Origin of the sequence: Alistipes indistinctus YIT 12060 (assembly GCF_025144995.1) — a bacterium.
GTDB classification, from domain to species: Bacteria; Bacteroidota; Bacteroidia; order Bacteroidales; family Rikenellaceae; genus Alistipes_A; species Alistipes_A indistinctus.
In genome coordinates this window covers 1,290,282-1,309,377 of the sequence record NZ_CP102250.1, presented here as the reverse complement: position 1 = coordinate 1,309,377, position 19,096 = coordinate 1,290,282, and the positions used below count along the sequence as shown (strand labels likewise).

Here is a 19,096-nt window from a genome sequence, read left to right as displayed (position 1 = left end):
ACGTGTACCGAATAGCATCCCGGTACACGTTTTTGATTCGATCAGATTTTCATACCAGTAAACGAGGTTCTATTTTCGCCTTGGGGACGGGTGGAGCGCTATTCCGCCCAAGCCACCCGCACCGGACCCAGCAGGCCTGACGGTAACAGCGGCGTGCCTTTTTTGTACGGATTGTAAGTCGTGAACGTCACCCGTTTCTCCTGGGGCAGTGCGTCGTCCCCGATCAGCCGGTTCGGCCATTCGTTGGCCACCGAAACCTTCAGTGTGTTTTGGCCCGCTTGCAGGTAAGGGGTGATGTCGCATGCGAAAGGAGTTTTCCACAGTTCGGTCACCGGTTTGCCGTTCAGTTCGATCCGTGCGATCACTTCGGTACGTCCCAGGTCGATATACCAGTTCCGGTGCGTGCTGAGTTCGCTTTCAGGTAAGTCGAACGAGGTCGTGTAATCGGCGATGCCGCTGAAATAACGGATGCCCGGGTCGGCATGCCTGCTCCAGTCCGTCAGGGTAGGGAACGTGGCTTCTGCCGGAGCGCCCCGTCCTTCCTGGAAATGCACCTGCCAGGGACCTTTCACTTCCAGTGCGGTTTCCAGTTTCGGCCACAGGGTCGTTGTGTTGACGATGTCGGCCGGGGGAACCGGTGAGAAAACGACGAATACAGATCCGCAGGCTTCCAGGGGCAGCGTGATGCGGGAGCGTCCGTCGGCGGTGGTTTCCGCCGATACCGGCGCAATGCGGCCTTGTACGGCATCCCATAACGAACAGCCGGTATCGGTCGCGCGGAACGTGCAGGTTGCGTTTACGGCTTGGTTAGAAGGATTCGAGACCATGTAAATTTCCATGCCGTTCGAGGTGCGGTGTATATAGCGCAGCGGTACGTCGCTTTCGAAATCGGGTCGTACCCCCTGAGCAGCCAGCGCGGTCGCGATAGTTTCGTATTTGACATAAGGTGTCCGGTAGCCGCGCGAATCGAGCGCCATGCCGGCCGTGTCGGCAGCCGTGCAGGTGAAAAGCGTGCCCTTTCCGATGGTGCGTTTGGCAGCGGCGGTTTTGCCGTCGCCCCACATTCTGCCTGCCAGTTCAGCCAGTTTCTTGTCGCAGGCGGGGTAGTCGGTGAGGCTCGGCGATTTTTCGGGAGCGAAGCCGATCACCGTTGCGCCGTCATGGATCAGCTTGTCCACTTTGGCAAGCAGTTCCGGCGTCATGCGGCCCGACGTGGGCAGAGCAAGGATGCTGTACTGCATGCCGCCCGGGAAGCATATTTTGCCGTCGCGGACGAAGGCCTTGTCCAATAGCGTTCCGGGATCGCATCCGTCGAAGTTGTAGCCTTTTTTATCCGGCAGCCGGTCGGAGCCTTCCATCGCGCTGACCGGCGGCGTGAAAGCGTGCGGGGCCCCTTCCGGGGTCAGGAACAGGATGTCGGCGACGCCCTGGCCTTGCCGCAGCAGGTACTGGCAGCGTGCGAGGTAGGTATGCCACGATTGCGAGAGTTCCCACCAGGTCTGGGTGCGTTCGTAGGTCAGTCCGTAAGCGCTCATGGTCATTCCGGGCCACTTGTCCGTCCACGGCTGGTGGGCATAACGGTGGAATACCAGGCGGTTGATGCCGATGCAGAACGACCAGTCTGTTTGGTTTTTCATGTTTCCGGGATGGAGTTTCCAGAATTTGCCCTTGTCGAAATGCGAACTGGTGAACGCTTCGGCCCCGACGATCGGCCGGTTGTTGATCCGGGCCGCCGAAACCGCCTCGATACAGCTGAACGCAGTGTTGAACACATCGTCCACTTCCCAGGTTTCGCCCATCGGCACGTCGGCGATGCCGCCCAGTGCGATGTCGTTGTTCGGACTCATGTCGTACGGCTCGATCGACAGCCCGAAACCGTACCGGTGTGCGTAATCGCGCAGGTGACGGGCGTGATTTTCGAGCACGAGTTCCTGTGACGTCAGGCGGAAATCCCACAGAAAGCGCTCGGAGACTTCACGGCTCTCCACGATCTGTCCCGAAAGCGTCGGCAGGTAGGGCGTCAGGTCGTAACCGCGGCGTGCTTTGAAAATCTCTTTGAAATGGTCTGTCCAGTTTTGGGTTCCCATTTCCCAACTGTCGATGTGCAGCATATTCCATCCGGCGGGCCGGTCGTGCGGTTTATGTCCCACGGCAGCCATCAGCCGGCCTACGAAGTGGTCGAGGTGATGGTTGAGGGCCGTGGTGTCCATCTTGCTGCATTCGAAACCGACGCCCGGCAGCGGGGCGGGACGCGTGTTGGCTCCCGTGAGCGTGCGCCCGAAGCGGTAGATCACCCATTGACCGGCGGGGGCATCCCATTCGAGCCGTCCGTCCGGATCCAGCAGGCTGGTTACGTCCACGCACTGATCCGTGGCCAATACGGTGCCCTGCGGAGCGTCGGGCAAGTTGACCGGCATCGGCAGGAACGGATTTGTTTTCGGAGCCGACGAGTAAGGATGGCGCAGGTAGATCGCCTTTTCTTCGATGTTGTCGATTCGGGTGCTGCTGTCCGCAGCGACCGGTTTCGGATAGGCCAGCACGAAGAGGTCCTCGTAGTAGGCAGCCCGTTGCCGGCGCATCTCCGGGGTCAGGTTCTCGATGCCGAAATAGGGCTTTCGCGGTTGCGGGCGCGGAAGCTGTACCGAAACATGGCCGCCCCCGGTGACGGAGATCGTGTCGGCTACGATAAAGTGCATCGCATCTTCGGGTTTCACCCAGGGACCGCCGCTGCCGGTCCAGCCGGGCCCGGAAATCAGCGTGAGCTGGATACCGAGCCGTTCGCACTCTTCAGTCGCGTATTTGAACAGCGCGATCCACTCGTCGCTCATGAAATCTACCGGACCGCGCGGGACGCCGACATTTACTTCGAGGAAGATGACACCGCCGATTCCGGCGCGTTGCATCGCTTCGAGGTCGGCTTTGATTCCCTCGCGCGATAAATTGCCGTCCATCACGAACCAGTAAACCCAGGCGCGGTTTTCGGGAGCGGGATTCATGAAACCTGTCGCGAGTGATTGCAGGTCCGGAGCCGATTCGACGCGGCACTGCATCGGCATCGTGTCGTCGGAGCCGTTTCTGCCGCAACCGGATAGCAGCAGTGCGGAGCAAAGCAGCAGCAACGTTCTACGGGGCAAGTTTGTAACGTGCGTGAAAATGTACGGATGTACCGTATTCACGCATTGGGAGAGGACTTTTTTCACAGGATGAAGTTTTTTGTGCAATTAGGTCGGTTCTGGCGGTTCGGTCTCGTCTGTCGCAAAGTCTAGCTGGCCTTGTCGCCCTCTTCCTTGCGGCTTCTTGAACGAACCGGTTTTATAAAAGTAATAAAAATCTGCTAAGCTTTCCAGCCGGGAAACCGAAAAACCTTTTCGGAGTGCGTTTAACCGCGGGAATCGGACGTTTCGTCCGTATTTTATGCGGGGTCGGCGGCAGGGAACGGCAATAGAAAAGAGCGGCCGAATTTCGGCCGCTCTTTTCTATTGGGAATCCGCTCTGCGGAATGGCGCTATTTGATCATTTCGAAGCGCGTGTAGGGCACGAGCGCTTTCGGGATGCGGATGCCTTCGGGCGTCTGGTTGTTTTCGAGCAGGGCGGCAACGATGCGCGGCAGGGCCAGCGAACTGCCGTTGAGCGTATGGGCGAGCCGGGTCTTCTTGTTCGCATCGCGGTAACGCAATTTCAGGCGGTTGGCCTGGAACGATTCGAAGTTCGAAACCGACGAAACCTCCAGCCAGCGCTGCTGTGCGGCCGAGAAGACTTCGAAGTCGAACGTGAGCGCTGAAGTGAAACTCATATCCCCGCCGCACAAACGCAGGATGCGGTAGGGCAGTTCGAGCTTTTGCACGATGCTTTCGACATGTTTGACCATTCCCTCGAGAGCTTCGTAAGAGGTTTCGGGATGGGCGATCTGCACGATCTCGACCTTGTCGAACTGGTGCAGGCGGTTGAGTCCGCGCACATCCTTGCCGTACGAGCCGGCTTCGCGGCGAAAACAGGGCGTATAGGCCGTCAGTTTGATCGGGAAGTCCGATTCGTTGATGATTACGTCGCGGTAGATGTTCGTTACCGGCACCTCTGCGGTCGGAATCAGGTAGAAGTTATCCACGGTGGCGTGGTACATCTGTCCCTCCTTGTCGGGCAGCTGACCCGTGCCGAAACCGGATGCCTCGTTGACCATCAGCGGGGGCATCACTTCGGTATAACCGGCCGATGTGTTGTTGTCGAGGAAAAAAGCGATCAGTGCGCGTTGCAATGCGGCGCCCTGGCCTTTGTAAACCGGAAATCCGGCTCCGGTCAGCTTGACGCCTAGTTCGAAGTCGATGATGTCGTATTTCGAAGCCAGCTCCCAGTGCGGCAATGCCCCGGCACCCAGTTCGGGAGTCTCTCCGCCGGTGCGGACGATCACGTTGTCTGCGGCGGTTTTGCCTTGCGGTACCGAGCTGTGCGGGAAGTTGGGCAGCGTGACGATAATTTCGTTCAGTTCACCCTCGGTTTGCTTCAGTTTCTCTTCGAGCTGCTTGGAGACCTCCTTCAGCGCGGCGGTCTTTTCTTTTGCAGCGGCGGCTTCGGCCTGCTTGCCGGCCTTGAAGAGCTGACCGATCTCTTTGGCGTTGGCGTTTTGCTGGGCCAGATTGGCATCCAACTTGGCCTGAAGCGCCTTGCGGGAGTCGTCCAGCTGCTCGATGCGGTCGAGTGCGGCGGCGGCATCCACCCCTTTCACGGCCAGACGTTCGAGCGCGAAGGCCCTGTCGTCTCTGATTTGCTTAAGTGTCAGCATATTGTTTGGATTTGTATATTTCCGTCGGGATTTTTTAGACAGCGAAGCAAAGATACTAATTTTTTATACCTTTGTCACTATGGATCGTAATTTTGTCCGCACGGCCACGGGGGCCGTAGCGGTTGCCGTAGCGGCATTTTGCTTGATGAGCGCATGCGCCGGAAGCGGGGCTTCCCGGCCTGCCGGTACAGAGGGAACTTCAACTCCGGTTTCCGCCTCGCCGGCTCCGGTATTGCTGGAATCGGTCGCCCCGGTGTTCGGTGCGAAGTTTGCCCAGGGAGAGCGCGTCCCGATCCATTATACGCTTAGCAAAGGGATGACTGCCGACAGTGTGGTCCTGTCGGTGGGTAACCGGAGGATCGGTCCGGTAGCGCCCGAAGGATTTACGTACAATCTGGGCCCGAAATATCCGGTGGGAAGGGTGGTGTATCGGCTGACCGCCTATCGCGGCGGTGAGAGCCAGAGCCGCTCGGGTGAATTTACAGTGCTGGCCGCCTCGGCTCCGGCCCTTTACGGACACCGCGTGAAACGAATTTATCCGCACGACCGGACGGCCTACACCCAGGGATTGCTGTTCCATGACGGTTCCCTGTACGAGAGCACGGGCCTTGAAGGACAATCCACCCTGCGGCAGGTGGAACTCTCCGGCGGCCGTGTATTGCGAAGCCGTAACCTGTCCGACCTGTATTTCGGCGAAGGGCTCGCACTGTTGGACGGAAAACTCTACCAGCTGACCTGGCAGAACAACAAAGCGTTGGTTTACGACCTGAATACGTTCGATAAAACGGGCGAGTTCGATTATGGCGGTGAAGGATGGGGGTTGGCTACCGACGGTGAGGTGCTTTACATGAGCGACGGGACGGAAAAGATACGCGTGCTCGATCCGGCCACGTTCCGTCCGCTGCGCACCATAGAGGTCTATACCGACCGGAACAAAGTGATGTACGTCAATGAAATGGAGTGGGTTCGCGGTGAATTGTGGGCCAACGTATATACTTCCGATAACGTTATTCGTATCGATCCGCAAAGCGGGGCGGTATTGGGGGTGATCGACCTGGGCGGCCTGCTGTCGCCGGCCGATATCGATGCGACGACCGATGTGCTCAACGGCATTGCGTTCGATCCTGCTACCGGACGCATTTTTGTCACCGGTAAGAACTGGAACAAGCTTTTCGAGATCGAGGTGGTGAAGCGGTAGCGATGCCCGTGCGGATAGAACGCTTTTACCCGAATATCTGCTGCCCGGATCCGTTTTGGAAGCGGTTGGGCAGGAACCTCCCTGGATATCCGACTGGACGCATCGCAATTGTTCCCGATTTGCATGTTGTCGTTCGGGTGATCCCGTAACATTAAGAATTGAAATTCCATGCTGAAATTTTCGCTACTTTCCGAGCTGTCCCGCCGTATCTTGGTGTTGGACGGCGGTTTGGGCACGATGGTGCAGGCCTATGGCCTGGGTGAGCAGGATTACCGAGGCGATATGTTCCGAGACTGGCCGGTGCCGCTCAAAGGGTGCAACGAGACGCTTGCGCTGACGCGGCCCGATGTCCTGACCGAAATCCATGAGGCTTACCTGCAGGCCGGCGCCGATATTATTTCGACCGATTCGTTCAATGCGAACGCACTTTCGCTGTCCGACCAGATGCTCGATTTTTACGTTTACGACATTTGCCGTGCAGCCGCTTCGTTGGCCCGTGCGGCGGCCGACCGTTTTACGCTCTCGAACCCCTCGAAGCCGCGGTTCGTTGCGGGATCCGTCGGACCGGGTAACCGTTCGGCGTCGATCTCGCCCGATGTAAACCGTCCGGGAGCCCGCGCGGTTACGTTCGACGAACTGAAGCAGGCTTATTACGATCAGGTGCGGGGACTGGTCGACGGGGGGGCCGACCTGATCCTGATCGAAACCTTTTTCGATACGCTGAATGCGAAGGCGGCGATCTTTGCCGTCGGGGAACTTTCGCGCGAGCGCAAGACCCGGATTCCGGTGATGGTTTCCGGTACGCTGACCGATGTGAGCGGCCGCACGCTTTCCGGGCAGACGGTCGAGGCGTTCTACACGTCCGTGCACCATGGAGATGTCATTTCGGTCGGATTGAATTGCGGCCTCGGCGCCGAGAAGATGCGACCTTATATCGAACGGCTCGCGGCTGTGGCCGCCTGTGCGGTTTCAGCGCACCCCAACGCCGGTTTGCCCGACAAAGAAGGGCATTACGATGAAACGCCGGAAATGATGGCCGAAACGGTAGAACAATATCTTTCTGCCGGGTTATTGAATATTGTGGGCGGTTGTTGCGGTACGACGCCGGTGCATATCGCTGCGATCGCTGCCGTGGCCGCCCGGACGACTCCGCGGACGATTCCGGAACCGGACGGCAATTTATTATTGAGCGGACTCGAACCGCTGCGTATCGCGTCCGGACCGGAACCGCTGACGGTCGGATTGCAGGCCGATGCGACGGTATCGCCGGAATTTGCGGTTGCGATCCGGGATAAACGGTATGAAACCGCCGCTAATGCAATGCGTGCCGCGATTGAAACCGGCTCGCCGCTGGCGGCCGTTTGTGTCGATGACGCGATGGGTGCAGGACCCGCAGCCATACGCGATTTGCTTAATATTGCGATGGCGACGCCCGAAACGGCCCGTGTGCCGGTAGCGATTCTTTCGTCCGATTGGAAAACGTTGGAAGCCGGGATGCAATGCGTACAGGGAAAGCCGTTGATCGGTCCGCTGTCGCTTGCCGACGGGGACGAAGAGTTCGTGCGCCGCGTATCGCTGGCCGCACGTTATGGCGCGGCTGTGCTGGTCGCTTTGGCTGATGAGGAGGGCGATGCCCGCAGTTATCGGCGCAAGACCTCCGTAGCCGCCCGGGTAGCCGGGTTGTTGGAGCGGACCGGTTTCCCCTCTTGCGATGTGGCAGTCGATCCCGGGGTTTGTCCGGTACCGGCAAGCGGGATAGGGGAAGAGGATACTTCCGGCATGCCTTCGGACTTCTTCGATGCCTGCCGCGGGATCCGGCAACAGTATCCGCAATGGAAACTGTGCGGCAGGATCGGGGTTGTATCTGACCGGTATCGTCCCGATCCTGGCGTGTGCCGGGCTTTGAACGGAGTATGGTTGAGCCGTGCGGCTGAGGCCGGGCTCGATCTGGCTTTTGCCGATGAGGATGCATTGCGATCGGTCGAAGAGATTCCGGAGGAGTTGCTCGGATTGTGCGAAAAAGCGATTGCGGGAAGTGATGCCGCTTCGGTCGCGGCTTTGACCGATTATGTTTTGGGGCATAATCCCGAGGCGGAGCGGTTGCGGTCGCTGTTCCGGGATTTGAAAGATCGTACTGCTGTTACAGTGCCGGGTGAAGGGTCCGGGCAGGATGGTGGAACTGAAACTGGAGGTGCCGGTGATAGCATTGGTTATGCGAAGGAAACGGCTACGGGGCTTACTCCCCTCTGGTTGGAACCGCTTGCCGGCCTCGGGGAGTTGTACAGAGCGGGAACGATTCCGTTTGCATTGCTGGAACGAGGAATATCGGTGGTGACCGGAGCTTTGCCAGACGGAGTTGCAGCGTGTTCCAGAGGATGGGGGCGCGTTCTGATGGCGACCGTGGGCGATGACGGTTACGATCCCGGGCGCGCGGCGCTGAAAACCTTGCTGCTCGTTTCGGGGTGCCGGGTCGAAGATATGGGATTGGTGCGGGAGCCGCGTCGGATTATCGAACGTTGCCTGAATCTGCCGGAAACCGGTGCGGCAATGACCGGAAAGACGGCGGGAAGCACAGATAAATCCCCTGAAACGACTGTTCCTGGCGTCGTTGGCGATACGAACCGGTTTGACGCTGTGTTATTGCGCGGAGTGTCTGCCCGGGGAGTCGGGCAGATCGCTTTCCTGTTGGCTGTCGCGCAGAAACAGGGGTTGCAAATTCCGTTTCTGGTCGGCGGACCTGCCGCTTCGGCCCTGCAGACGGCAGTGGGGCTCGCTCCGCAGTATGGCGCCGGGGCGGTCCTGTACGGCGGAGAACCTGTTGCAACCTGGCGGGCTTTGCGGCGGATCGCATCGCCAGAGAAGGATATGTTTCTGATCGACGTGCAGATGGAGCAGATGGCATTGCGTGAGGAGTATGCCGACCGGGCCAAGAATAAGCCTTTCCGTACGTTGTCCGAAGCGCGTGCACATGCGCTGAAACCCGATTTTGGCACGGTACGGCTCCCTGCCAAAACAGGACGGGAGGTATTTGCCGATTACGACCTGAAACGGCTCGTGCCGTTGATCAACTGGAGTTATTTCTTCGGATTGGCCGGTCTGCCGGGCCGTTATCCCGATTTGCTGGACGATCCCGTGAAGGGAGTTCAGGCGCGGCAGCTTTATGACGACGCACGGCAATTGCTGGATGAAGTAACGGAAAGCGGGGTGCTGCATGCCCGCGGGATAGTGGCACTCTATCCGGCCCGGCGGGACGGCGACGATATCGTGCTGTATGAAGATACGGCATGCACCCGGGAGCTTCACCGCCTGCCGCAGTTGCGCAACCAACAGACCTCTCAGGCGGTCAATCTCTCGCTGGCCGATTTCGTAGCGCCGGTAGACGGCGATGCGCCCGATTGTGTCGGCTTGTATGCGTTGACACTCGGCGACGGATTGGCAACTTGGATAACCCGTTGCCGGGAAGAGGGCAGCGAATCCCGGGCCAAATTGGCCGAACTGCTCGCCGGCCGGCTGTGCGAGGCATTCGCGGAAGAGTTGCACCGTTACGCACGCATCCATTTGTGGGGGATCGAACAGGAAGGGCAACTGAGTACGGAGGAGTTATTGGCGGGCGACTATCCCGGCATCCGTCCGGCGTTCGGCATTCCGTCCTGCCCTGACCGTTCGTACCGGGAGACCGTCTTCAGGTTGCTCGGTGTGCCAGCCGCGATAGGTATGCGCCTGAACGAAAATTTCGACATGGAACCTGCTCCCGCTGCCTGCGGTTTGATCTTTGCATCCGCCGAAGCTCGGAATTTTTCCGTCGGACAAATCGATGCGGAGCAACTGGAAACGTACGCGCGGCGCAGGAATATGCCGGTCGAGCTGTTGCGCAAACTGATCCGTCAATATATTCAGTCCTGAGAAATAGATTGTAAAATCCGAAGATATGACCCGTCAGCAGTTCGAAGAGTTGAAAGCCGAGGCCCGGGAGTTACACGGGAGAACCGTTACATTCCGCCGGGCGATCCATGAACATCCCGAATTATCGTTCGCCGAGCATGAAACGGCCCGTTACGTGTCCGGGCAGCTTGCCGCCGAAGGGATTTCATTTCGTCCGATTGCCGGAACGGGTATCCTGGCTAAGATCGAAGGACGGGGAGATTTGTCGCGGTGCGTGGTATTGCGGGCCGATATGGATGCGCTCCCGATCCGCGAGCAGACCGGATTGCCGTTCGCTTCGCGTAACGAAGGGGTGATGCATGCCTGCGGGCATGATATGCATACTGCCTGCCTGCTGGGAGCTTTGATCCTGCTCAACCGTCGCCGGAGTGAAATCGACGGGACCGTATTCGGCCTTTTTCAGCCGGGTGAAGAGGTGGATCCCGGCGGGGCGAGCCTTGTGCTGGCCGAAGACCCTTTCCGTGATTACCGGGTGCAGGCTGTGGTGGGCGAGCATGTGGGCGCCGAGATTCCGCTCGGACAGCTCGGGTTCCGTCCGGGCAAATACATGGCTTCCGGCGATGAAGTGCGCATTACGGTACGCGGCCGTGGCGGGCACGGTGCACTGCCGCACAACCTGAACGATCCGGTGGTGGCCGCCGCAGCGCTGATTACCGCTTTGCAACAGGTGGTCAGCCGCAATATCGACAGCCGGGTTCCTTCGGTGCTGTCGTTCGGGCGAGTGATTGCCGACGGGGCGACGAATATCATTCCGTCGGAAGTACGTCTCGAAGGGACGTTCCGGACGATGGACGAGGTATGGCGTGCAGAGGGCAAGCGGCGCATCCGCGAAATTTCGGCGGGAGTTACCGCCGCTTACGGGGTAGAGGCCGACGTGGATATTGCCGACGGTTATCCCTGCGTCGTGAATGATCCGGAGCTGACCCGCCGGGCGCAACGGATCGCAGCCGAAATGTGGGGCGACGAACGAATCATCCCGCTCGACCTGCGGATGACGGCCGAGGATTTCGGTTATTATACGGAGCGCTATCCGAGCCTCTTTTTCCGGCTCGGTACAGCCGGTCCCGACGGAACGTCGGGCGGAGGACTGCATACGGGAACATTCAATCCCAGGGAAGAAGCCCTCGACCAGGGGGCGGCGACCATGGCCGCGTTTGGTATAGCGTTGCTGGAGTAACGCCGTCGGCCACGATTCCCGGTTTCAGATGCAATTCGATTGATGGTTCATCCTGAGCGGATTGACTGTAATCCGGCGGGGTGAAACGCTTGTCAGGTACGGCTCCGACGGCGTGACCCCTTGGAATATGATAACCCTGCAATTTATGACTCACCTTGCTGGCATCGTCGGCGATCACCGATAATGAGAACGGGAGACCATTTACATGGCCTCCCGTTCCGGTGAATTAAATAAACTTACTGCATCTCTTTTATATTGCCCCGAAGGGAGAGGCCGGAGGAATGGGTTGGATATTTTATAAAGGTTATAACGTCCAGTACAGTTTGTCCTTAGCGCGGCTGTTTTATTGCTATAACGGGGTTTTGTCCCGAAAGTAACAACGGGGAAGGGGATGGACACTCCCGGAATATGTCGATCGTGGCCGGATAATCGTTGTCCGGCTTGGAGCGGTCAGCGTACGGCGCTAAATTTTCCGGCATTGATTTCGCGCAGCCAACGGGCCAGCGACGCAACCATTTCGTCGTGGTAGGGAAAATCCGTTTTCAACCCGAAACCGTGCGGGCCTTCCGGAAATATGTGCAATTCGGCAGGTATACGGTGTTTGTGCAATGCTTCGTAGTAGAGAACGCTGTTTACCGGCGAGACCGCTCTGTCCTCGTTGCTCACTGCGATAAAGGCCGGCGGCGTTGCGTCCGTTACCTGCTTTTCCGCGCTGTACCGTTCTGTTGCCGATTCGGAGGGATTCGCTCCGAGCAGGTTTTTTCGGGAACCTCCGTGTGTCCATTGGGGATCCATCGTGATGACCGGGTAGAACAGGATTGTAAAATCGGGTCGCGTATCGGGATCGGTGAGCAGTGTCGATGCGGTTGCGGCGAGGTGTCCCCCTGCCGAAAAGCCCATGACGCCGATGCGTGACGGATTGACGCCCCATTCGGCAGCATGACTGCGCACCGTCCGCAGGGCCTGTTCCGCATCGGCCAGAGGAATCGAGCCGTGGCCGTTCGGTACGCGGTAGCGCAGCACTACCGCCAAAATACCTTGTTCGCGAAGCCACTCGGCCGGGCCGAGCCCTTCGTAACCGTAGCATGTGCAACCGTATCCGCCGCCCGGGCAAATCACGACAGCCATGCCGCTGGTTTTATCCGGATCGGGTTTCAGCAGGAAGTAGTCGGCATCGGCGGCTCCGGTCAGAATGTCTGCGGTCAGGGTCACGCCCTCGCGGGACATTCCATTGCTCTCCGCCGGTGTATTTTCGCCGTAAAGAGGTATCGGCTGTGGCCCGGTTTCGGGCGGGGAAGCGTGGGATGCAAGCGGCAATCCCGCCGCCAATAGTAAGAACAGCTGTTTTGTCAGTTTGTCGGTCATGTCCCGAAGATAATGATAATCTTTCGTATTTCGGTGTACGGAGCTTATTGCCGGACGGTATTTTGGTGCAAAAAAGCAATCTTTGACACGAAATCCGACCTCCCGTCCAAATTCGGATGTTCCTTGTGCTTATTTATTTTCGCACATAGTCTGGCTCGGGTTTCGTTCGCGTTGCGAAATGCCGGTCTCTATTCCGATGGGAGTATGCGGGGCCGCGCCGAAAGTTTCCGGGTGCCCATAACGCGGGGCGGTTCAGGGAAACAGACCTGCAGGAAAGCAGGGCTCTTCTCGATTCGGATCCGGGATGCGTTTAGTTCTTGTCCGTCAGCCAGAGCAAGTCGTTAAGCATCGGGAGTATCAGGGCGGATGCCTGTTCTGCCGAGCGGGGTTCGCCCTGCTTGTTGAATTCCGATCCGGCATTGATGACGGTCGTAAGGTCCGGAGCCACCAGCGCACCGAGTTTGAGCAACAGTACCTGCAGTTGTTGTACGGTGGCAATGCCGGGTACTTTCCCCGAGGTGACCGATACGATGCCGACCGGTTTGTGCTTCCACTCTTTGTAGTAGAGGTCGATAACGTTTTTCAGCGCGGCGGGGTAGCTTGCGTTGTAAACCGGCGAGACGATGATCAGTCCGTCGGCGTCGTTGAAACGGTTGGTGAAGTCGATCAGCTTGTCCGAAGGGTGTTCCTGCATGGCCAGTCGTTCGTGGAAAAGCGGGAAATCGTAGGCTTTCAGGTCGAGCAGCTCGGTGTCGGCGAGTGCGTTTTGTCTGAAGTAGTTTTCCAGGTAGAGCGCAACCCGGTGGCTGAGCCGTCCGGTGCGAACGCTGGCGGAAAGGATGGCGATTCGTTTCATGTGTCAGGTGGTTTTGCCGGCATGCCGGTCGTCGTTTCCGAAAGAACGCCGGCAGGGCTCTTTTGATATTGGGTGCAAGGCATTTACCTGCCTTGTGTCCTGTGTCGGATTTGAATATGGATGCGCAAATTCCCTGCCGGATTCAATCGGTGCGGTCGGTACAGCATTCGGCGACCGTTTCCAGTTCCAGCGTGGCATGCGGGATATGTTCTTCGGACAAAATCTCTTTGATTCGGTTTTTTACCGCTTCTCCGTCCTCCAGCGACGCGACGACCACATGGGCGGTGAGGGCGTTCTGGGTCGTACTGAGCGCCCAGATATGGAGGTGGTGTATTTCCCGTACCCCGTCTACCTGCAATAGGAGTTTGCGTATCTTTTCCGCGGAGATGCCTGCGGGGACCCCGTCCAGTGACAAGCGCAGGCTGTCGCGCAGCAGGTTCCAGGTCGATACGAGGATGACGATGGCAATCGCAATGCCGATGATCGGATCGATGATGTACCAGTGCGTGTAGCTGATGATCACTCCCGAAATCACGACGCCGACCGATACCAGGGCGTCGGCCATCAGGTGAAGGTAAGCGCCCTTGATGTTCAGGTCACGCTCTTTATCCTTGAGGAACAGGAAGGCGGTGAACGCGTTGATCAGGATCCCCACGCCCGCGACCCAGGCGATTACCCCGCCGGCGATCGGCTGCGGATTGCGCAGCTTCTCGATGCTTTCGGCCAGGATGATCCCTACCGCTACGAGCAGGATGATGGCATTGAGCAGCGAAACGAGTACCGTGCTTTTCTTGTAGCCATAAGTGTAGCGGCTGTTGGGTTTCACCTTGGCCATCCGGAAAGCGAGCAGAGCCAGTACCAGGCTGATGACGTCGCTGAGGTTGTGTCCGGCGTCGGAAAGCAGCGCGAGCGAGTCGTACCAAAAGCCTGCGGCCGCTTCGACCAGTACGAAAATGAGATTGAGCGCGATGCCGATGATAAAGGCTTTGTTTACCTGTTCGGGCGCGGGAAGAGCGTGTCCGTGCGCATGTCCGTGCTCGTGTGTGTGTGCATGTCCGTGTGCCATCGTTGCGTTTTTTATCGGTTGCCGTATTGTCGCGGGCCCTGCCGGAGAATGCAAGGTACGAAATTAAACGGAAACACCTTGCAGGATACTGCAAGGTGTTTTGCCGCGACCGGGGCGGAATCATCCGATGCAGGGTTAGTCCGCGAAATAGTTATAGCTCGAAATGGTGCAGTTGTACTGGCTGCTCAGTGCCTCGAAACCTTTTTCGGTGTACTTCCCTTCGTGTTTGTCCTTGCGAAGCAGCCCGAGAAATTCATTGGCGTCGTCGAGGAAGCGTTTATACAGATCCATTTGGTGACCGCCTTCCTGTGCCGAAAGTGTCTTGGCCGCCTCGATCTTCTGTTCGGGATCGGTATAGCCCGCTTCGGCCTGGTCGGCCAACGGTGAGATGATCGAATATATCTGGGTTCTGGCTTCTGTCATTTGGAGCATCAATTGTTTGTTCTCTTCCAGCAACAGGTTGCCTTTGGCCCAGTTGTCGTCCTGGAGCGTCGTAATTGGCGAAGAATTTTTCGCCGGCGGTAAAATAGGCCGAGTAGTTGGTTTTCAAGCTGTCGCGCACGCCGGAAGAAAAGCAATCCCCGGGAGCCGTCATTTGGGCCGTATCCCGGGCGACGCCGATTTTGCTAACGATGACCGGGGCGAACAGGGTTTTGCCGTGTTTCTCCATGTACTCCAGAACGTTGTTCGTTTCCCGTTCGGAATAGAGCGACTTGAGGACTTCCAAAGAGGTGTTGTTGTACTCGATGATGGCATTGGCGTCTGCTGTACTGGGTTTGCCGTTCGCCCCGCCGCATGAGGAGAACAGTACCGTGCACGCTGCAACGGCGTAGAGAATCTTTTTATTCATAATCTTATTGGGTTAGTGTGAGATAGGCGGAGATTGCATAGCGCAAAGAAAGAAAAGAGCCGTCCCCCTTTTGAGGTAGGGTTCGATTTTGTCTTGCAGGCTTGGGAACATTGAAAATTTATGCGGGAAAAATATGTGGTTTACTTTTGGCGAAATCTTATCTAATATTGTCAAAACGATGAAGACAGGTAAAAACGCAAGTTTCCGAAATGTTGTAGAAAGACACCGGTCCGTAACACTTTTTTCTTTTCTCGATGTCCAGATTGCGTGGTTGCAGACGGTGGGGCGTGACGGTACGGCCCAGAACTATCAGCGGGCCCGCAACAGTTTTTCCCTTTACCGTTGCGGACGGGATATTCCCCTGCGGTCGGTTACGTCCGAACTCATTTGCGATTACGAGTCGTGGCTTAAACGGCGTTCCGTCACCCGCAATACCGTTTCGTTCTATATGCGCATTTTGCGCTCGGTATATAACAAGGCGGTCGAGAGAGGACTTGTATCTCCGTCCACCCCGTTCAAGTATGTGTATACAGGTATCGAGAAGACCCGGAAACGGGCGGTCGATGAAGGGACCGTGGTGCGGTTACAGCAACTCGATCTCTCAGGCCGCCCATCGCTCTGTTTTGCACGTGATCTTTTCCTGTTCAGTTTTTATTGCCGGGGAATGGCCTTTGTCGATATGGCCTATCTGCGTAAATCCGATGTCCACGGCGGCCTATTGACCTATGCCCGCCGGAAAACCGGGCAATTGCTGCATATCCGGGTGGAGGAATGCATGCAGCGGATTATTGCGCAGTATGCGCCACTGGCCTGCTCGGGATACCTGTTCCCGATTATTGGCTCTTTGGATCCGGGCCGTGCGTATCTTAGTTATCGCAGTGCACTGAGTTACTACAACAAACACTTGAAAGAGCTTTCCGCCCTGCTCGGCCTCGAATGCCATCTGTCTTCTTATGTCGCCCGCCATACCTGGGCGACCGTTGCCCGTAAGATGCAGATTCCCGTTACGATCATCAGCGAAGGGCTGGGTCACCGGTCGGAGCAGACCACCCAAATTTATCTGGCTTCACTGGAACAGAGCGTGATCGATAATGCGAACCGTCTGATTTTACAGGGATTGTATTTGTAGATCGTTGTCCCGGGAAGCAAAAATAAACGCTGCTGCAAATGTGCAGCAGCGTTCCTCTGGGCAGTGACCGCGTATGATCTACCGGTTGAATTGCTTTTGTAGAAATAAAACGATCCGGTCAGATATTGAATTCCGCTTTCTTGCATGATCTCTCCGAGTTTGGTTTCCGGTGCCAGTCGGTAATCGGCCGATACGATCGCTATGTTATTCGCCAGTAATTTTTCTTTAAGAACCTGCTCCAATCCTTGTTCGCGGTTCCCGAATGTAAACGACCCTCCGTGAAAATAGATCAAAACGGGGTATGCTCCTTGCGGTTCGGGAAGATAGAGGGTTGCGCGAATGTCGTGTCCGTCGACCGATTTGTAAATGAAATCCTGTTGTCGGGTTTTGCGAAAATGCGGCAGGAACGATGAGTAACCATCCTAATGCCGTGGCCAGGCAGTGCCAAGGGGTGATGACAATGTTTTTGGACATACCGCTTCGTTTGTCAGTTGTTATTTTCTGTAATTGGCAGTGGAACACACTCCAATATACAATAATTTTTTGATTATCCCTGACGGAATGACCGATATAAGGATATCGGTTGCGTAAGGTCGTTGTTTAATAGAATAGCAAAGAAGTCGGTTGCAGCTGACTGGGGGATTTGTTTGTGGGAACGATAGGGGCTTTACAATTGTTTGTTTGCCGTCATGAAGGGGAAATGGATAAAAGTAAAAAAGCCGCTCAAAAGCGGCTTTTTTACTTTTATCCTGTGGGAGCTGAGGGATTCGAACCCCCGACCCTCTGCTTGTAAGGCAGACGCTCTGAACCAACTGAGCTAAGCTCCCTTCTTTGCTGCAATCCTTGTTCCTGATTGCGAGTGCAAAGATAAGCAAAATATTTTTACCTCCAAATTTTTCGGTTGCAAAAAGCGATAAAAAATAGCGGATGCCTATTTTTTTACCGCGATCGCAAGCTCTTTGAGCTGTTCGTCCGAGATTTCCGACGGGGAGTCGATCATCATGTCGCGGCCCGAATTGTTCTTCGGGAAGGCGATGTAATCGCGGATCGAATCGGCGCCGCCGAACAATGCACAAAGGCGGTCGAAGCCGAAAGCGATGCCGCCGTGGGGCGGTGCGCCGTATTTGAACGCATTCATCAGGAATCCGAACTGTTCTTCGGCCAATTCGTCGCTGAAGCCGAGTACTTCGAACATCTTGTGCTGTAATTCCGAGTCGAAAATACGGATCGAACCGCCTCCCACTTCGACTCCGTTTACTACGAAGTCGTAAGCATTGGCCCGTACCTTGCCCGGATCGGTGTCGAACAGGCCGAGGTCCTCGAATTTCGGCGAGGTGAACGGATGGTGCATGGCGTAAAAACGCTGTGTCTCATCGTCCCACTCCAGCAGGGGGAAATCGACCACCCACAGCGGCGCAAATTTCGCATGGTCGCGAAGCCCCAAGCGCGAACCCATTTCGAGACGAAGCTCGCACAGTGCGCTGAGGGTCTGCTTGCGCGTCCCGGAAAGGAGCAGCAACAGGTCGCCCGGTTTGGCGCCGCATTTGGCAGCCCAGGCACTCAGGTCGCTTTGCGAGTAGAATTTATCGACGCTCGATTTGAACGACCCGTCGGCTTCGCAACGGACGTAAACCATTCCTTTCGCACCGATCTGCGGACGTTTTACAAATTCGGTCAGTTCGTCGATCTGTTTGCGGGTATATGTGGCGCATCCTTCAGCACAGATGGCGCCGATATATTCGGCCGAGTCGAATACGCCGAAACCTTTACCCTGTGCCAGCGAGGTGATATCGTTGAATGTCATTCCGAAGCGGATGTCGGGCTTATCCGAACCGTAGAGTTCCATTGCGTCGGCCCACGTCATACGCGGGAACTGTTCGGTCATGTTGATGCCGAGAATGTTTTTGAACAGGTATTTGGCCATTCCTTCGAACAGCTCCAGCACGTCGTCGCGATCGACGAACGACATCTCGCAGTCGATCTGTGTGAATTCGGGCTGACGGTCGGCCCGCAGGTCCTCGTCGCGGAAGCAGCGCACGATTTGGAAATAACGGTCGTAGCCCGAGACCATCAGCAGCTGCTTGAACGTTTGCGGCGATTGCGGCAGCGCGTAGAACTGCCCCGGATTCATGCGTGAGGGCACGACGAAGTCGCGGGCGCCTTCCGGAGTCGATTTGATCAAGTAGGGCGTTTCGATCTCGAGGAAGTTCTTTTCGTCGAGGTAGTTGCGGGTCGCCTGTGCGATTTTATGGCGCAGGATCATTGCGTTTTTGAGCGGGTTGCGGCGCAGGTCGAGGAAGCGGTAGCGCATCCGCAGGTCATCGCCGCCGTCGCTGTTGTCTTCGATCGTGAAGGGCGGTGTCTGCGCAGCGTTCAGGACTTTCAGCGAATCGAGAACCACTTCGACTTCACCGGTGGGGATTTTCGTATTCTTCGAAGCCCGTTCCACCACTTTGCCGGTCGCCTGGATCACGAACTCGCGGCCCAGTTTGTCGGCGGTCTCTTTCAGTTCGGCGGGCGAGTGCTCGTCGACTACCAATTGCGTGATGCCGTAGCGGTCACGGATGTCGATGAAGGTCATTGCGCCGAGGTTGCGCACTTTCTGCACCCAACCCGAGAGGGTGACTTGTTGTGAGAGGTTCGTGTTGCGGAGTTCGCCGCAGGTGTGGGTTCTGTACATTATATCGGAAATTTTATATTTTTGTCATTCCGGCTCGAACGTAAAAAAAATAGACC

Annotated in this window: 12 protein-coding genes, 1 tRNA gene and 1 pseudogene; 4 read left to right on the top strand and 10 right to left on the bottom strand. The window is 56.9% G+C overall.

The genetic code is table 11. From position 1 onward, the window contains the following. Positions 1 to 98 precede the first annotated feature (98 nt). On the bottom strand, positions 99 to 3,200 hold the full coding sequence (locus NQ495_RS05575) for a glycosyl hydrolase (protein WP_259801982.1): 3,102 nt from the start codon (positions 3,198 to 3,200) through the stop codon (positions 99 to 101). Between the two features lie 305 nt (positions 3,201 to 3,505). Next, positions 3,506 to 4,777 carry a serine--tRNA ligase gene (gene serS, locus NQ495_RS05570; protein ID WP_009133938.1) on the bottom strand — a complete coding sequence of 424 codons (1,272 nt, stop codon included), beginning with the start codon at positions 4,775 to 4,777 and terminating at the stop codon, positions 3,506 to 3,508. A 79-nt stretch (positions 4,778 to 4,856) separates the two neighbouring features. Between serS and NQ495_RS05565 the strand changes: the two genes are divergently transcribed. From NQ495_RS05565 to NQ495_RS05555, 3 genes are all read left to right on the top strand, one after another. Further along, entirely contained in the window at positions 4,857 to 5,975 is a 1,119-nt protein-coding gene (locus NQ495_RS05565; protein WP_009133939.1) for a glutaminyl-peptide cyclotransferase, read from the top strand. 168 nt (positions 5,976 to 6,143) lie between these two features. Continuing rightward, the gene (locus NQ495_RS05560) at positions 6,144 to 9,878 is read left to right on the top strand and encodes a homocysteine S-methyltransferase family protein (RefSeq protein WP_009133940.1); all 3,735 of its coding nucleotides are present in this window, start codon (positions 6,144 to 6,146) and stop codon (positions 9,876 to 9,878) included. A gap of 25 nt (positions 9,879 to 9,903) precedes the next feature. Further along, complete coding sequence (locus NQ495_RS05555) at positions 9,904 to 11,094, top strand: M20 metallopeptidase family protein (protein ID WP_009133941.1); 1,191 nt, start codon at positions 9,904 to 9,906, stop codon at positions 11,092 to 11,094. A gap of 450 nt (positions 11,095 to 11,544) precedes the next feature. On the opposite strand, the gene NQ495_RS05550 is transcribed toward NQ495_RS05555, so the two are convergent. From NQ495_RS05550 to NQ495_RS05530, 5 genes and pseudogenes are all read right to left on the bottom strand, one after another. After that, positions 11,545 to 12,459, bottom strand: coding sequence for an alpha/beta hydrolase (locus NQ495_RS05550; protein ID WP_009133942.1), 915 nt, complete (start codon positions 12,457 to 12,459; stop codon positions 11,545 to 11,547). A 310-nt stretch (positions 12,460 to 12,769) separates the two neighbouring features. Next, positions 12,770 to 13,315, bottom strand: coding sequence for an NADPH-dependent FMN reductase (locus tag NQ495_RS05545; protein ID WP_009133943.1), 546 nt, complete (start codon positions 13,313 to 13,315; stop codon positions 12,770 to 12,772). Between the two features lie 142 nt (positions 13,316 to 13,457). Next, a complete protein-coding gene (locus tag NQ495_RS05540) occupies positions 13,458 to 14,381 on the bottom strand; it encodes a cation diffusion facilitator family transporter (protein ID WP_009133944.1) in 924 nt (307 codons plus the stop codon). Positions 14,382 to 14,516: 135 nt separating this feature from the next. Next, the gene (locus NQ495_RS05535; RefSeq protein WP_259801981.1) at positions 14,517 to 14,672 is read right to left on the bottom strand and encodes a hypothetical protein; all 156 of its coding nucleotides are present in this window, start codon (positions 14,670 to 14,672) and stop codon (positions 14,517 to 14,519) included. Positions 14,673 to 14,801: 129 nt separating this feature from the next. After that, positions 14,802 to 15,231, bottom strand: a pseudogene (locus tag NQ495_RS05530) (DUF6845 domain-containing protein); the annotation flags it as partial. 178 nt (positions 15,232 to 15,409) lie between these two features. On the opposite strand from NQ495_RS05530, the gene NQ495_RS05525 reads away from it, so the two are divergent. After that, positions 15,410 to 16,360, top strand: a complete 951-nt coding sequence (locus NQ495_RS05525) for a tyrosine-type recombinase/integrase (protein ID WP_118061357.1) — start codon at positions 15,410 to 15,412, stop codon at positions 16,358 to 16,360. Here the strand turns inward: NQ495_RS05525 and NQ495_RS11810 are convergent. The 3 genes from NQ495_RS11810 to aspS form a co-directional block, all read right to left on the bottom strand. Continuing rightward, positions 16,288 to 16,653 carry an alpha/beta hydrolase gene (locus NQ495_RS11810; protein ID WP_161988883.1) on the bottom strand — a complete coding sequence of 122 codons (366 nt, stop codon included), beginning with the start codon at positions 16,651 to 16,653 and terminating at the stop codon, positions 16,288 to 16,290. The two genes, NQ495_RS05525 and NQ495_RS11810, sit on opposite strands and share 73 nt — an antisense overlap. Positions 16,654 to 17,112: 459 nt before the next feature. Next, a tRNA-Val gene (locus NQ495_RS05520) sits at positions 17,113 to 17,187 on the bottom strand. A gap of 104 nt (positions 17,188 to 17,291) precedes the next feature. After that, the gene (gene aspS / locus NQ495_RS05515; RefSeq protein ID WP_009133947.1) at positions 17,292 to 19,040 is read right to left on the bottom strand and encodes an aspartate--tRNA ligase; all 1,749 of its coding nucleotides are present in this window, start codon (positions 19,038 to 19,040) and stop codon (positions 17,292 to 17,294) included. Positions 19,041 to 19,096: the final 56 nt, after the last annotated feature.